General features: G+C 74.0%; 11 protein-coding genes and 1 pseudogene. 4 read left to right on the forward strand and 8 right to left on the reverse strand.

Translation table 11 applies throughout. The annotated features are described in order from the left end of the window. Positions 1-445: 445 nt before the first annotated feature. Together ABFY03_RS21470 and ABFY03_RS21475 are read right to left on the reverse strand one after the other, a co-directional pair. Positions 446-715: a hypothetical protein gene (locus ABFY03_RS21470; protein ID WP_346170634.1), complete on the reverse strand. Its 270-nt coding sequence runs from the start codon at positions 713-715 to the stop codon at positions 446-448. 51 nt (positions 716-766) lie between these two features. Further along, on the reverse strand, positions 767-2,728 hold the full coding sequence (locus ABFY03_RS21475) for a zinc ribbon domain-containing protein (RefSeq protein WP_346170635.1): 1,962 nt from the start codon (positions 2,726-2,728) through the stop codon (positions 767-769). Between the two features lie 123 nt (positions 2,729-2,851). On the opposite strand from ABFY03_RS21475, the pseudogene ABFY03_RS21480 reads away from it, so the two are divergent. Both ABFY03_RS21480 and ABFY03_RS21485 read left to right on the forward strand, forming a co-directional pair. Further along, positions 2,852-3,022: pseudogene (locus ABFY03_RS21480) on the forward strand (helix-turn-helix domain-containing protein); the annotation flags it as partial. A gap of 244 nt (positions 3,023-3,266) precedes the next feature. Beyond that, positions 3,267-3,650: a cold-shock protein gene (locus tag ABFY03_RS21485; protein ID WP_030497965.1), complete on the forward strand. Its 384-nt coding sequence runs from the start codon at positions 3,267-3,269 to the stop codon at positions 3,648-3,650. A gap of 9 nt (positions 3,651-3,659) precedes the next feature. Here ABFY03_RS21485 and ABFY03_RS21490 read toward each other — a convergent pair whose 3' ends face one another. From ABFY03_RS21490 to ABFY03_RS21505, 4 genes are all read right to left on the reverse strand, one after another. Further along, complete coding sequence (locus tag ABFY03_RS21490; protein WP_319011946.1) at positions 3,660-4,505, reverse strand: 1,4-dihydroxy-6-naphtoate synthase; 846 nt, start codon at positions 4,503-4,505, stop codon at positions 3,660-3,662. Beyond that, positions 4,496-5,230, reverse strand: coding sequence for a futalosine hydrolase (locus ABFY03_RS21495; RefSeq protein WP_319011947.1), 735 nt, complete (start codon positions 5,228-5,230; stop codon positions 4,496-4,498). The genes ABFY03_RS21490 and ABFY03_RS21495 overlap by 10 nt, the downstream gene beginning before the upstream one ends. A gap of 7 nt (positions 5,231-5,237) precedes the next feature. Next, the gene (locus ABFY03_RS21500) at positions 5,238-5,720 is read right to left on the reverse strand and encodes a DUF2771 domain-containing protein (RefSeq protein ID WP_319011948.1); all 483 of its coding nucleotides are present in this window, start codon (positions 5,718-5,720) and stop codon (positions 5,238-5,240) included. Between the two features lie 105 nt (positions 5,721-5,825). Next, positions 5,826-7,202 (reverse strand): MFS transporter, encoded by a 1,377-nt coding sequence (locus ABFY03_RS21505; RefSeq protein WP_386723715.1) that lies wholly within the window; start codon positions 7,200-7,202, stop codon positions 5,826-5,828. Positions 7,203-7,593: 391 nt separating this feature from the next. On the opposite strand from ABFY03_RS21505, the gene ABFY03_RS21510 reads away from it, so the two are divergent. Together ABFY03_RS21510 and ABFY03_RS21515 are read left to right on the forward strand one after the other, a co-directional pair. Next, positions 7,594-8,529, forward strand: a complete 936-nt coding sequence (locus ABFY03_RS21510) for a DUF3027 domain-containing protein (RefSeq protein ID WP_319011950.1) — start codon at positions 7,594-7,596, stop codon at positions 8,527-8,529. Positions 8,530-8,795: 266 nt separating this feature from the next. Next, positions 8,796-11,918: a sacsin N-terminal ATP-binding-like domain-containing protein gene (locus ABFY03_RS21515; protein WP_346170636.1), complete on the forward strand. Its 3,123-nt coding sequence runs from the start codon at positions 8,796-8,798 to the stop codon at positions 11,916-11,918. A 24-nt stretch (positions 11,919-11,942) separates the two neighbouring features. Here ABFY03_RS21515 and ABFY03_RS21520 read toward each other — a convergent pair whose 3' ends face one another. Together ABFY03_RS21520 and ABFY03_RS21525 are read right to left on the reverse strand one after the other, a co-directional pair. Further along, on the reverse strand, positions 11,943-12,395 hold the full coding sequence (locus tag ABFY03_RS21520) for an SRPBCC family protein (RefSeq protein ID WP_319011952.1): 453 nt from the start codon (positions 12,393-12,395) through the stop codon (positions 11,943-11,945). 61 nt (positions 12,396-12,456) lie between these two features. Beyond that, a complete protein-coding gene (locus tag ABFY03_RS21525; protein WP_346170637.1) occupies positions 12,457-14,895 on the reverse strand; it encodes an HAD-IC family P-type ATPase in 2,439 nt (812 codons plus the stop codon). Between the last annotated feature and the right edge of the window lie 38 nt (positions 14,896-14,933).

Genomic DNA, 14,933 nt, shown 5'->3' on the forward strand with positions numbered 1-14,933 from the left:
GAGCGGGCCCGCGCAAGGGCGCCGGGGTCGGCCGGGGTAGGGTGCGCGCCTGCGGGTGGGTGGGTCCCGGTGCCCGGGGTATCGCTCCGGCCGGGCGGCGTCCGCGCCCCCACCCACCCACGCATCGCCGACACTCACGCGGGAGCGATACCCGGACCCCCCACCCACCGGCCCGCCGCCCGGGCGCGGACGCCCGCCGATTCCCTCCGCTTCCCGGTGGCCCCGCCCCGGCCGCCCTCCGAGAGTGTTTGGCGGCTTCCGTCGCCGGGTCAAGGGTGGGCGAAGCCCATCGCGCAGCGACGCCGAAGGCGCCCTTGACGCGGTGGTGGAAGGTGCCACTCTCGGAAAGAGGGCGGCCGCACCCTAGACCCACACACCCGGCCCACCCCGAGAAACCTCACCGAGCCGCGGCGCCGATCACTGTGCTCTCTAGCCACTGTGCTCTCTAGGCGGTACGCCGTGCCTGCCGCCGCTGGGCTGCGACCGACCGGAGCACCCCGGCGGCGGCGAGTGCGAAACCGACGCCCATCAGCATGGACACCAGGTAGGCGACGGTCGGGAAGGGATCGGTTCCGAGGAAGAGCGGAGCCATGGTGACCAGCGTCGCGACCGCCCCGACCGCGAAGACGACGACTCCCGCCTTGACGAGACCATCGCCCGGCGCGGAGTCGTCTGCGGATTCGCTCACTGGTCCTGTGGGGATTTCGCTGCGCATGCCGCCAGGGTAGTTCCCCTGGCCGGGCCCCTGGAGCATTGGCGTCTCTGGTCAGCTGGGCGGGCCCGTGCGAACCGTCAGGTCCGGCTCGGGCGGTGTCCACCTCGGTGGGGAAGCGTGGGCGTGGAAGTGGAATCCTGCACCCAACGCTGCTCCTCGCGGCCGGTGTCGGCGGGTGGTGGGTGTGCTGATCGCGGTCACGCTCTGGTGCCGGTCGGCTGCGCGGGGCAGCCGTGATCGGTCCGTTGGTGCGTGTCCCTCCGGACGCCGGCCGGTGCGGCCTGGAGGCCACGCCGGGGAGGGAACCCCGCGTCGCCTGGGCGCGGGGCGATTGGTGCGTGGCCGGGTCGGGCCGGTCTTGGACCGGTCCTTTCGGCTGGTTCTCGGGGTGGTCTCTGTGATGGCGGCCTTGGTCTCCAGCGTGTCGACTACAGTGCGGATCATCATCTGCCCGCTCGTGCGGTCCACGACTGTTGTGGCTTGGTGAGCCAGGCCACGTGCGGCGATGCGGCGCCAGGCGCCCTGATCCCGGTCGCCCTGCCAGCCGCAGTTGGGGCACAGAGCCCACTTCCAGCCGGGCACGGTGGGTCGGTCGGGTGCTTTGCGGTGGCGCAGGGGCGCGAGGCAGCGCGGGCAGTGCTTGGAGGTGTTGCGTGGAGGGACGGTGACGACGGCGATACCGATCTCGGCGGCCAGGTGCCGGATCCAGTCGGCGATCCGGCCTCGTACGGTCTGGGAGAGCCGGGTGTTCATTGCCCGGCCCATGCCGCTGGCCTCCAGGGAGCGCAGGTCCTCCAGATAGATGACCGTGGCTCCGGCGGCGATGGCCTGGTCGACGGCCCAGCGGGCCGCGGACCGGGCGAGAGCGTCGTTGAGGTGCGACCGACGCTCGGAGACGCGCCGGATCTCCTCCGCCAGCTTTTCCGCCTTGGTACTCAGCGCTGGATCGGCGAGCCGCGCGTAGTGGTCCGACTTGGCGCGCAGGCGCTCGTCGATACGCCTCAGCCGGTGCTGCTTGGCCAGCACGCCACCCGCGCGAAACTGGCCGCCCGCTCCGAGGGCGGTGAGCCGCCCGTCGTCGTGCACCCGGACGGAGCCCGCGCTGAGGAGGGTGTTCAGACCCCAGTCCACCCCGAGGGCGACGGTGTGGCCGGACCGCTTCGGCTTCGGCACGGGGTGGGCATAGGCGAGATCGACTCGGACTCTTCCGCCGGAAGCGCGAAGGGTGGGTAGATGGAGTACTGCGTCGGCAGGGACCGTGGGCGGCAGAGTGACGGGGCAGGCCACCCATGTCCAGTCCGCGTACGTCTGCGGATCCGGCCGGATCGGAAGTTGCAGGCGCAGCAGCCCCCGGCACCCGTCCTCGGAGCGCTCGATCGTGGCCTGCTGGCCGTCGCACGCGGCGAGCACCAGCATGCGGGCCGTACGCGGTGCGAGCTCCAGCTCGAACACATCCACGGGAAGCCGCCCGTGCCTGCGCAGGTAGGTGGCGATCTGGCGGGTGCGGGAACGGATCACGCCGGTCGGTAGGCGCTCCCCGCCCGGAATCGCGTCACGTACCTGGTCCCATTCCGCGGCCGTTCGCCGGTCCGGATCTGCGGGCCAGGCTGTCAGAATCCCGGCCGTCACATCCGCGCGCCACTTCGCCGACCGCAGCACGCGCCCTGCATGCTCCTGCGCCATTCGTACGATCCGGTCGTTCACCTTCACGCTCCCGGCCGGGGCGACGGCCCAGCCCAGGCGACGCAGAGCCATCCAGGCTTTCGACGGCAGCCCTCGGCCGCCCGCGTCCACACCCGAGGCCAGCGCGTCCACGTCAGTGGCGTTCCAGTGTGTGGACAGCAAGGTGCCGACCATTCCGACCACCAGGTCGGTACACCAGCCCACACGTTCCGTAAGGACGGCGGCAGCGAGGACTTCGCCGGTCCTCTCCACCACCCCCGACCGGAGCAGGGCACGGGCGCAAGCGGTACGGGCCGCCTCCCCGTCGCGCAGCGGCAGCTTCCGGTTCACCACCCCTCCCCTCGCCCGCGGTGCTGTCATCAGATCAACGACACGATCAGGGGAAGGTCACCCTTTCGACCCAGGAACTCATGAACCCCGAGGTCTGGAAAGGCGGCGGCGCACGGCGGCGGCGTGACGACCGAAGCCCTCGGCAAGACCTTGCGTCGGCTGCGCCGTTTGGCGGGCCTGACGCAGGAAGAGTTGTCGGAGCGTTCGAGCGTGTCCGTGAACGTGATCCGGCAGCTTGAGCAGAGACGAAAGCACTCGGCGCGACTTCCCACACTGCACGCCCTGGCGAACGGGCGCAGCCTCGTCAAGCGCCTGACCTCCTCGGACGCCACGTGGCGCAGGAACCTCTGGCACGCTGATTCTGACGATCTTCTCCCGGACCGCGCTGCCCGTTTCCGGTCCCTTCCCAGGTCGGGGGCCAGCCCGTCCGAGCGCGGGATTAACCCTCACTGTGCCTGGGGACCTCCCCAGTAAGGTGTTCCAGGGCATTTCCACGGGCGCCCAGGAGTGTCCGATACCGACAGAGGGAGCGTGTGCTTTGCCGACTGGCAAGGTCAAATGGTTCAACAGCGAGAAGGGCTTCGGCTTCCTCTCCCGCGATGACGGCGGTGACGTCTTCGTGCACTCGTCGGTGCTCCCTGCCGGGGTCGACGCACTGAAGCCGGGCCAGCGGGTGGAGTTCGGGGTCGTCGCCGGTCAGCGGGGTGACCAGGCGCTCTCGGTGACGGTCCTCGACCCGACCCCGTCGGTGGCGGCGGCGCAGCGCCGCAAGCCCGACGAACTGGCGTCGATCGTGCAGGACCTGACGACGCTCCTGGAGAACATCACGCCGATGCTGGAGCGCGGCCGGTACCCCGACAAGGCGGCCGGCAAGAAGATCGCGGGCCTGCTGCGGGCGGTCGCCGACCAGCTCGACGTCTGACGGCGCCCGTCACGGGAAGGACAGCGCGTCCGGGCCGAGGGGCGGCACCAGCCCCTCGGCCGCGGCCCGGGTGAGCAGCCCCCGGACCGCCGCGTAGCCGGCCTCGCCGAGGTCGGCGGTGAATTCGTTCACGTACAGCCCGATGTGCTGGTCGGCGACCTTCGGGTCCATCTCCTGCGCGTGCTCCATGACGTACGGCCTCGACACGGCCGGGTCGTCCCACGCCATCCGCACCGACCGCCGCGCGGAGTCGGCGAGCAGCCGCAGCGTCTCCGCGCCGAGCGAGCGGCGGGCCACGATCGCGCCCAGCGGGATCGGCAGCCCGGTGGTGGACTCCCAGTGCTCGCCCATGTCCGCGAGGCAGTGCAGCCCGTACGCCTTGTACGTGAAGCGGGCCTCGTGGATGACGAGCCCCGCGTCGACCTTGCCGTCCCGGACGGCCGGCATGATCTCGTGGAACGGCATCACGACCACCTCGCCGACCCCGCCGGGGACGGTCTCGGCGGCCCACAGCCGGAACAGCAGATAGGCGGTCGAGCGCTCGCTCGGCACCGCGACCGTCCGCCCCCGCAGGTCCAGGCCCGGCTCCCGGGTCAGCACCAGCGGCCCGCAGCCCCGCCCGAGGGCGCCGCCGCAGGGCAGCAGCGCGTACTGGTCGAGGATCCACGGCAGGACGGCGTACGAGACCTTCAGGACGTCGTGGGAGTCGGTGCCGCTCTCCGCCCAGCCGTTCGTGACGTCGATGTCGGCGAAGGTGACGTCCAGGCGCGGGGCGCCGGGGACGCGGCCGTGCGCCCACGCGTCGAAGACGAAGGTGTCGTTCGGGCAGGGCGAGTAGGCGATCTTCAGCTGCACGGCCGGGCCTCCGACAGGGTCGATTCGACTGCGGTCACGGCGTGCCGCAGGGCGTCCAGGGCGTCGCCGATCCGCCAGGCGGCGCGGTCGCGGGGCCCGACGGCGTTCGACACGGCCCGCAGCTCCAGGACGGGCGTGCCGTGCGCGGCGGCGGCCTCGGCGACCCCGAAGCCCTCCATCGCCTCGGCGGCGGCCCCGGGGTGGCGGGCGGCGAGCTGCTCGGCACGGGCGGCGCCGCCGGTCACGGTGGAGACGGTCAGCACCGTCCCGGTGGTGTGCGGGAGCCCGGCGGCCGCGAGCGCGGCGGCGACGGGCCCGGTGAGCCCGGCGGGCACGGGGTGGACGGAGCGGCCGAAGCCCAGCTCCTCGACGGGCACGAACCCGTCGGCGGTGTCGGCGCCCAGATCGGCGGCGACGATCGCGTCGGAGACGACGAGCGAGCCGAGCGGGGCACGGCCGGGGAAGCCGCCGGCGATCCCGGCGGAGACGACGAGCCCGTACGGCTCGCCGACGAGTGCGGCGCGGGTCAGCGCGGCCCCCGTCGCCGCGGCGACGGCGGCGGGCCCCACCCCGCCCACGAGGACGTCCGCGTTCGCGTACCGGCGCAGCACGAGGCCCCCCGGCACGGGAAGCTCCCCGCCCGGGCGGGCGGGCGTCGTGAGACCGCCGGCGACGGAGTCCGCCTCCGCCGCCACGGCCGTCACGATCAGGGTCCGGCGGTGCACCGGAGGATCAGGATTCCTTCTTCAGCTTGAAGTGCCAGATGCCGGTGAGCGTCTTGCCGGTGTTCTCGACGATCGTCACCTGCGTCTCGTCGGTGGTCTCGCCGGTCTGCTGGCTGGAGAAGAACGCGCTGGCCGGGATGGTCCGGTACGTCTTCTTGTACGGCTCCGGCTCGGCCTGCTGGCCGCCCAGGAAGATGGTCCAGCCGTTGTCGGCGATCTCCGGGTCCACACCGAAGCGGACCTTGTCGTCCATGGCGACGGTGATCGACTTCTCGGCCTTCTTGTTGAGGCACTTCTGGACGTCGGACTCCTTGATGGGGTCGCCGTCGTTGTAGCAGGCCGCCTCGGAGTTGATCGATTCGCTCCCGACCGTGACGGTCGCGATCGGAGTCGGCTTATCGCAGGCGGTGAGGACGAGGAGCCCGGCGGAGACGGCCCCGAGGGCGACGGCGGCCCGGCGGCGCGAGCCGGAGAAGAACGCAACGGTCATGAGCCGAAGGCTATCGGGCCGCCGCGCCGCTGCCACGCGGGGGTACGGCGTGCCGCGCACGGCCCGCCCGGAGGACCCCGCCCCCGGGACCCGTACCGGCCGAGGTCAGGCCACCTTCGCCCGCTGCGGGCGGTCGGAGGTGCCCGGACCGCGCGACGACAGCAGGCCGCGCACGGCGAGCAGGGCGCCGACCGCCAGGAAACCCGCGGCCACCGCCATCCCCGCCGTCCCGTTCAGCGGCATCGCGATCCCCAGCCCGCCGCCCACCACCCACGCCATCTGGAGCGCCGTCTCGGACCGGGCGAACGCCGAGGTCCGCACCACCTCCGGCACGTCCCGCTGGATCAGCGCGTCCAGCGACAGCTTCGACAGGGCCTGCGTCAGCCCCGCGACCGCGCCCAGCACCGCGACCATCACCCCGCCGAAGAAGACCGCGGCGCACACCGCCGTCGCCAGCACCGTCGTGATCATCGTGGCGATGATCACCTCGGGCCGGTGCCCCCGGTCCCGCAGCAGCGAGCCCGCCGCCGTCCCGCACGCGTTCCCCACTCCCGCCGCCACGCCGACGATCCCCAGCGACACCGCCGCCGACTGACCCGACAGCGGATGCTCGCGCAACAGGAACGCCAGGAAGAAGATCAGGAACCCGGAGAGCATCCGCTGCGCCGCGTTCGCCTGCAGCCCGTGCAGCACCGCCGGACCCACCGTCCGCAGACTCGGCTTCTTCTCGCCGTGCGTCAGCAGGTGCGCCCGCCGCTCACCCTTCGCCGAGTCCACCTTGTGCGGCATCCGCACCGCCCAGAACGCGCCCAGCAGGAACAGCGCGCACGCCCCGTACAGCGGCCACCGCGGCCCGATCAGCTGGAGCCCCGCACCGGCCGGCGCGGCGATGCCCGTCGCGAGCAGCCCGGCCAGCGTCACCCGCGAGTTCGCCTTCACCAGCGAGAAGCCCGCCGGCAGCAGCCGCGGCACCACGGCGCTCCGCACCACCCCGTACGCCTTCGACGCCACCAGCACCCCGAGCGCCGCCGGATACAGCGCGAGCCCGCCCGTCACCACCAGTCCCGACATCACCACCGCGAGCACCGCCCGGGCGCCCATCGCCGCCGCCATCGCCGCCCGCCGCCCGTGCGGCAACCGGTCGAGGAGCGGCCCGATCACCGGCGCGAGCAGCGTGAACGGGGCCATCGTGATGGCGAGGTAGAGCGCGACCCGGCCCCGGGCCTCGTCGGTCGGCACGGAGAAGAACACCGTCGACGCCAGCGCCACCGTGATCATCATGTCCCCGGCGCCGTTCACCGCGTGCAGCTCGATCAGCTTCCCGAGCCCGGACTCGCCCGCCCCGTGCGCGTGCGTCGCCCGCCGGATCCCCCGCGCCGTCCCCGTGAACGGCAGGTGCAGCGCACGCCCCATCGCCCGGCCCGCTCGGCGGAGCGGCCCGGGACGATCCTGGGATCGACCGGAGGACCGTGCGGCTGCCACCACCTCATAGTGCCCCACCCGCCGCCCGCCCGAACCGAGCCCGCGGCCCCACGGGGTGTCGGCCCGTCCCCCGCCCGGGGGACACGCCGGGACGAGCACGGATCGACGCCCGCTCCCGGGCCCGATCCGGATCACTTGGGGCGCGCAGGTGGGCCCAGGCCCGCGAACGGGGTAGCGTGCGTAGCGCGCCACCGGCGGTTCCTCTCGGCCGCGCGCCCCTTCGGCATCCCGCAGAATGGATGACGATAGGTGTGCCCGAGACGCGTGAGACCGGTCGGGTGCGGACGTCGATGCGGCCCTCAGGTCCGCTCCGCCCGCCCCGCTCCCGGAGCCTCGCTCCCGGACCTCGGCCGGCGCACCCGTGAGACGGCGTAGGAGAGAAGCGATACCAGTGAGTGCTGCGACGACGCGAGACCGTACCCCGCGTACCCCGCGAGCCAGCCGTACCCCGGCCCCGGACCGCCTCTGCGCCGAGGCCGTGGACCTCGCCCGGGAGGCGGCCGAGGAGGCCGCCGCCCCCGGCGTCGTCGGCGAGCACTCCGGCGTCGTCGCCGAGGGTGACCGGGTCGTCACGCACTTCTTCGAGTGCAAGGAACCCGGCTACCGCGGCTGGCGCTGGGCCGTCACCGTCACCCGCGCCTCCCGCGCCAAGAACGTCACGCTTGACGAAACCGTCCTGCTGCCCGGATCCGACGCCCTCCTCGCGCCCGAATGGGTGCCGTGGAGCGAGCGGCTGCGCCCCGGCGACCTCGGCCCGGGCGACCTCCTCCCCACCGAGCAGGACGACCCGCGCCTGGAGCCCGGCTACACCGGCGAGGACGCCCCGCCGCCGAACTCCGCCGTCTCCGCCGAGCTCGCGGACCACCTCGACGCGGAGGACGCGGAGGTCACCGACCGGACGCCGACGCGCGGCGCGATCGCGGCCGTCGCCGACGAGCTCGGCATGGGCCGGGCCCGCGTCCTCTCCCGGTACGGCCTCCGGATCGCCGCCGACCGCTGGGACGAGTCCTTCGGCCCCCGCACGCCGATGGCCCAGGCGGCGCCCGCCACCTGCCAGTCCTGCGCCTTCCTGATCCCGCTGGCCGGCTCGCTGCGGCAGTCCTTCGGCCTCTGCGCCAACGAGCTGTCCCCGGCGGACGGGCGCGTGGTCTCCCTCGCGTACGGCTGCGGCGGGCACTCGGAGGCGGCGGTCATGCCGACGCCGCCGCGGCCCGCGGAGCCGGTCCTCGACTCGACGGCCGTCGACGCCTTCCCCCTCCACCCGCCGACCGACTCCGGCTCGGTCACCCCCCCGGACCCCACCTCCGAGGACCTCGGCCACTCCTGACCCCCGTTGCGGGGCGGGCCGTGCCGGGCCTGGGTTCCCGCGCCTGAACGCCCCGCACACGTGCGGCCGCACCGTGGGTGTGCCCACCCTCCCCCGAGCTCTCGGCTTCGCTCGAGCAGGAGGACGCCCGTCGCCTCGCGGAACGCCTGCCCACACGGTGGCGGAACGGCGCGCACGGGCTCGTGGGGGTGCTGGTCGGTGGGTTCGCGAGGCGGCGCGGTAACTTCGCCGGACCGAAGGACCCGCACTGCAGAGTGGAGTGAGACGTGAGCGTCACCGTCCGGACGACGACCGACGGAAGCGACCCCTTCGGCACCGCCCGACTCCGCAGAGGCGTCCTGGACGCCTGGGCCGCCTCCCCCGCCCGCTTCCGTGAGGACGCCAACGCCGAGGAGGACCTCGCCCTCGGCGGCTACCGCGACCGTCTCGTCGTCGAACTCGCCCAGAACGCCGCCGACGCCGCCGCCCGCGCCCGCACCACCGGCCGGCTGCGCCTCACCCTGCACCCGGCGGACGCGGACAGCCCCGCCGTGCTGGCCGCCGCCAACACCGGCGCCCCGCTGGACGCGGCCGGCGTCGAGTCGCTGTCGACGCTCCGCGCCTCCGCGAAGCGCACCGGGACCGACACCGCCACGGCCGTCGGCCGCTTCGGCGTCGGCTTCGCCGCCGTCCTCGCCGTCTCCGACGAGCCGGCCGTCCTGGGCCGGCACGGCGGCGTCCGCTGGTCCCTCGCCGAGGCCCGCGAACTCGCCGCCGCCGTCGCCCGCCACAGCCCGGGCCTCGGCGACGAACTGCGCCGCAGGGACGGCCACGTACCCCTCCTGCGACTGCCGCTGCCCGCCGAGGGCACCGCGCCCGAGGGGTACGACACCGTCGTCGTCCTCCCGCTCCGCGACGCCGCCGCGCACGGCCTCGCCGAACGGCTCCTCGCCACCGTCGACGACGCACTGCTGCTCACTCTTCCGGGTCTCGCCGAGATCGTCGTGGAGACCCCGGACGGGGTACGCACCCTGACCCGCTCCGAGGCCGACGGCTACGTCCGGATCGAGGACTCGGCCGCCGACGCCCCGCACCGCTGGCGGACCGTCACCCACGCCGGCCCCCTCGACGCGGACCTGCTCAAGGACCGCCCGGTCGAGGAGCGGCTGCGCCCGCACTGGTCGGTGACCTGGGCCGTACCCGTGGACGACGCCGGCGCCCCGCGCTACCCGCGCACCGCGCCCGTCGTGCACGCGCCGACGCCCACCGACGAACCCCTCGGCATCCCCGCCCTGTTGATCGCCTCGCTGCCGCTCGACCCCACCCGCCGCCACCCGGCGCCGGGGCCGCTGACGGACTTCCTGGTGCAGCGGGCCGCCGACGCGTACGCCGAACTCCTCGCCGACTGGCGGCCGGTGACGAGCGGGGCGCTCGACCTCGTCCCCGGACCGCTCGGCAAGGGCCCCCTCGACGGGGCGCTGCGCGAGGCGATCCTGGACCGGCTGCCCCGCGTCGCCTTCCTCGCCCCGGCCGTCGCCTCCGAGGACGTGCCGGCGCTCCGCCCCATCGAGGCGGAGGTCGTCGAGGGCGCGGGCGCGGAGACGGTGGCCGTCCTCGCCGAGGTGTTCCCGGGGCTGCTCCCGGCGGGCCTGGAGCGCCGCCCCGAGCTGCGGACGCTCGGCGTGGGCCGGGTGCCGCTGACCGAGGCGGTGGACCGGCTGGCGGGCGTGGAGCGGGCGCCGGGCTGGTGGTGGCGGCTCTACGACTCCCTCGCCGGCGTGGATCCGGACCGGCTCACCGGCCTGCCGGTGCCGCTGGACTCGGGCCGGACGGCGATCGGCCCCCGGCAGGTCCTGCTGCCGCAGGAGGGCACCCCGCCCCAGCTGACCCGCCTCGGCCTGAAGGTGGCGCACCGGGACGCCGTGCACCCGCTCCTGGAGAAGCTGGGCGCCTTCCCGGCCACGCCCCGCGCCGTTCTGACGACCCCTCACATCCGGGGCGCCGTCGCGGCCTCCGTCGAGGCGGACGAGTTCTGGAACCTGGACGAACCGGAGCTGGACCCGGACGAGCTCGTCGAGACCGTCCTCGGGCTCGTACGAGACGCGGACCTGGAGCCCGGCGACGAGCCGTGGCTGGCGGCGCTCGCCCTCCCCGACGAGGACGGGGAGCTCACTCCCGCGGGTGAACTCGTGATGCCGGGCTCGGCGTTCGACGCCGTCATGCGCGAGGGCGAACTCGCGCACGTGGACGCCGAGCTGGCCGCCCGCTGGGGCGAGGGCCCGCTGGCCGCCTGCGGCGTGCTCGCGAACTTCGCGCTGGTCCGCGCCGCCGACCTGGTCCTCGACCCCGACGACCTGGAGCCCCGCGAGGGCGACTTCCCCGAGCCGGACGACGCGGGCCTCCTCGACGCGGTCGACGTGTGGTGCGAGGACGTCCTCGACCGGCTGCCGGAGGCCGTGGTGCCGCCGGTGGCGACGGAGATCGTGGCGGTACGGGACCTGGACCTGGTCGACGACGACGCCTGGCCGCAGGCGCTGGCGCTGCTGGCGCGGCCGCCGCTGCGGGACGCCCTGATCCAGCCGGTACGGGTCCTCCTCCCGGACGGCACGACGGAGACGGTCCGCCCGTACACGGCCTGGTGGCTGCGCGACCACCCGGTCCTCGGCGGCCGCCGTCCCGCGGGTCTCCGCGCGGCCGGCGGCGACCCGCTGCTCGTCGGCCTGTACGACCCCGCCGACGCGACCGGCTTCGAGGACGAGCAGGTGCTGCGCGCCCTCGGCGTCCGCACCTCGGTGGCGACCCTGCTGGACGAGCCCGGCGGCGCGGCGGAGCTGCTCGCCCGGCTGGCCGACCCGGACCGGGAGGTCACCGGGCCGCAGCTGCACGCCCTGTACACGGCGCTGGCCGACCTCGACCCCGACCAGGTCACCCTTCCGGACGAGCTCCGTGCGGTCGTCGACGGCGAGCTGGTGGTGGTCGACGCGGCGGAGGCGCTGGTCGCGGACGCCCCCGACCTGCTGCCGCTGACCGCGGGCCTGCCGCTGCTGCCGGTCTCCCCGTCCCGGGCGGCCGACCTGGCGGAGCTGCTCCAGGTCCGCCGCCTCAGCGAGGCGGTCGAGGCGGAGGTGACGACGGAGGGCGAGGAGCACGAGGTCCCGGCCTCGGTCCACGCCCTCCTGGGGCCGGACACCCCCGCCACCTACCTGGAGCACGAGGAGCTGCGCGCGGGCGGCGTGGAGCTGGACTGGCGCCGCACCCCGGACGGCACCCTGCACGCCGCCACCCTGGAGGGCGTGGCGGCCGCCCTGGCCTGGGCCACCCGCCAGTGGCCGCGCCGCTTCGAGGTGGCGGCCCTCCTGGAGGACCCGACGCGCACGGCGGAACTGGCCCGCGACCGCTGGTTCGACTGACCGCCCGGGTCCGCCCGCCAGGTCCTAGCGGGCGGACCCGGACTCCATGAGTTCCTTCAGGTGCGCCTCGTTCCGCGGCATCTCCTTCCGGACGCGCGGGCGGACGACGAGCGGCACCAGGGCCTTGCCGACGCCGTGGCCCTCGAAGTCGAGCGACAGCGTGAGGCGGGAGCGGCTGCCGTCGCCGAGCGGTTCGAGGGTGCCCTGGACGTCGCCGCGCACGGGCCCGTCGACGCCGTGGAAGTGCCAGCTGCGCGGCGGCGTGAGCTCGGTGACCTCCATGGTCATCGGCATCTCGCGCCGTCCGAACCGCCGCCGCACCCGGAAGCGCGAGCCGACCCGCAGGTCTCCGCCGTCGAGCCGGCGCGCGGCGACGGCGCTCTCCTGCCATTCGGGCATGTGCCCGGGGTCCATGAGGTAGGCGAAGACGTCCTCGGGCGGACGGGCTATGTCGATGGATTCTTCGATGCGAGACATGACGCCCCCTCGGCGAGTCCCTGTTCCTTCCATCCTCCCGCCTCCGGCCCGGCCCGGCCCGTCAGGCGGGGAACCTGCGGTCGACCCAGCGCCAGGCGACCTCCAGGACGGCGGCGCCCGCCGCGGCGACGGCGACGGCCGTCCAGGGCATGGTGGTGCCGACCAGCTTGAGGGCGAAGAAGTCCTGGAGCCAGGGGACGACGAGGACCAGCAGGAAGGCGCCGCCCATCGCGGCCACGAGGACGAGCCGCCACAGGGTGTAGGGGCGGGCGATGATCGCGAGGACCCACATGGAGACGAGGAAGAGGGTGAGGGTCGCGGCGCTGGTCTCGGCGCCGAGGGCGTCGGCGCCCGTGTAGTGGTGGCGGGCGAGGAGGTAGGTGGTGAAGGTGGCCGCCGCCGCGACGACGCCGCCGGGGATCGCGTACCGCATGACCCGCCGGACGAAGTGCGGCTTCGCCCGTTCCTTGTTGGGGGCGAGGGCGAGGAAGAAGGCGGGGACGCCGATGGTCAGGGTGGAGAGCAGGGTGAGGTGCCTCGGGAGGAAGGGGTACTCGATCTGGCTGACGACCACCAGGAGGGCGAGGAGCACCGAGTAGACCGTCTTGGTGAGGAAGAGGGTCGCCACCCGGGTGATGTTGCCGATGACCCGGCGGCCCTCGGCGACCACCGACGGCAGGGTGGCGAAGGAGTTGTTCAGGAGGACGATCTGGGCGACGGCCCGGGTGGCCTCGGAGCCGGAGCCCATGGAGACGCCGATGTCGGCGTCCTTCAGGGCGAGGACGTCGTTGACGCCGTCGCCGGTCATGGCGACCGTGTGGCCGTGGGACTGGAGGGCGGCGACCATGTCCCGCTTCTGCTGCGGGGTGACCCGGCCGAAGACGGCGTTCTCGTCGAGGACTTGCGCCATCTCCTCGCGGTCGGCGGGCAGGGTGCGGGCGTCGACGGTGTGGTCGGCGCCGGGCAGGCCGAGTTTGCCGGCGACCGCGCCGACGGAGACGGCGTTGTCGCCGGAGATGACCTTGGCGGCCACGTTCTGGTCGGCGAAGTAGGCGAGGGTGTCGCCGGCGTCGGGCCGCAGCCGCTGTTCGAGGACGACGAGGGCGGTGGCCAGGGCGTCCTCGGCGACGTCGGGGGAGTCGAGCTCGTGGACGGTACGGGCGAGCAGGAGGACCCGCAGGCCCTCCTCGTTCAGCCGGTCGACCTCGGCGAGGGCCGGGTCGCCGGCCGGGAGGAGGACGTCGGGGGCGCCGAGCAGCCAGGTGGAGTCCTCGCCGTCGCCCTCGCTGAACGCGGCGCCGCTGTACTTGCGGGCGGAGGAGAAGGGCAGCGACTCGGTGCAGCGCCACTCCTCGGTCTCCGGGTAGGCGTCGACGATGGCCTGGAGGGAGGCGTTGGGGCGCGGGTCGGACTCGCCGAGGGCGCCGAGCACCTTGCGGACGTATCCCTCGTCGGAGCCGTTCAGGAGGCGGACCTCGGTGACGTCCATGCCGCCCTCGGTGAGGGTGCCGGTCTTGTCGAGGCAGACGACGTCGACCCGGGCGAGGCCCTCGATGGCCGGCAGCTCCTGCACCAGGCACTGTTTCCGGCCGAGCCGGATCACCCCGATCGCGAAGGCGACCGAGGTGAGCAGGACGAGTCCCTCGGGGATCATCGGCACGATGCCGCCGACGGTCCGGGCGATGGAGTTCTTGAGGTCGGTGTCCTTGACGACGAGCTGGCTGATGATCAGGCCGATCGCGGTCGGGACCATCATCCACGTCACGTACTTGAGGATCGTGGAGATGCCGGAGCGCAGCTCGGAGTGGACGAGGGTGAAGCGGGACGCCTCCTCGGCGAGCTGTGCCGCGTACGCCTCCCGGCCGACCTTGGTGGCGGTGAAGGCGCCGCCGCCGGCGACGACGAAGGAGCCGGACATGACGGGGTCGCCGGGGCGTTTGACGACGGGGTCGGCCTCGCCGGTGAGGAGGGACTCGTCGATCTCCATGCTGTCGGCCTCGGCGACGACGCCGTCGACGACGACCTTGTCGCCGGGGCCGAGTTCGATGAGGTCGCCGAGGACGATCTCGGAGGTGGAGATGCCGGCGGCGCGGCCGTCGCGGCGGACGGTGGGTTTGGCCTCGCCGATGACGGCGAGGCCGTCGAGGGTCTTCTTGGCGCGGAGTTCCTGGATGATGCCGATACCGGTGTTGGCGACGATCACGAAGCCGAAGAGGCTGTCCTGGATCGGGGCGACGATCAGCATGATCACCCAGAGGACGCCGATGATGGCGTTGAAGCGGGTGAGGACGTTGGCCCGGACGATGTCGGCGGTGGAGCGCGAGCTGCGGACGGGGACGTCGTTGACCTCGCCCCGGGCGACCCGTTCGGCGACCTCGGCGGCGGTGAGTCCGGCGGGCCGGTGGACGACGGGCGGTTCGGTCTCCGCCGGGGTGCCCGGGGTGCCCGGGGTGTCGCCGGTGGTGCCGCCGCCCGTGTCGATCTTCGCCCGCTGAGTCATGGTTTCGACGTTACGACCGGAATCGACCGTTCACCCGC

This window comes from Streptomyces roseofulvus (assembly GCF_039534915.1).
GTDB lineage: Bacteria > Actinomycetota > Actinomycetes > Streptomycetales > Streptomycetaceae > Streptomyces > Streptomyces roseofulvus.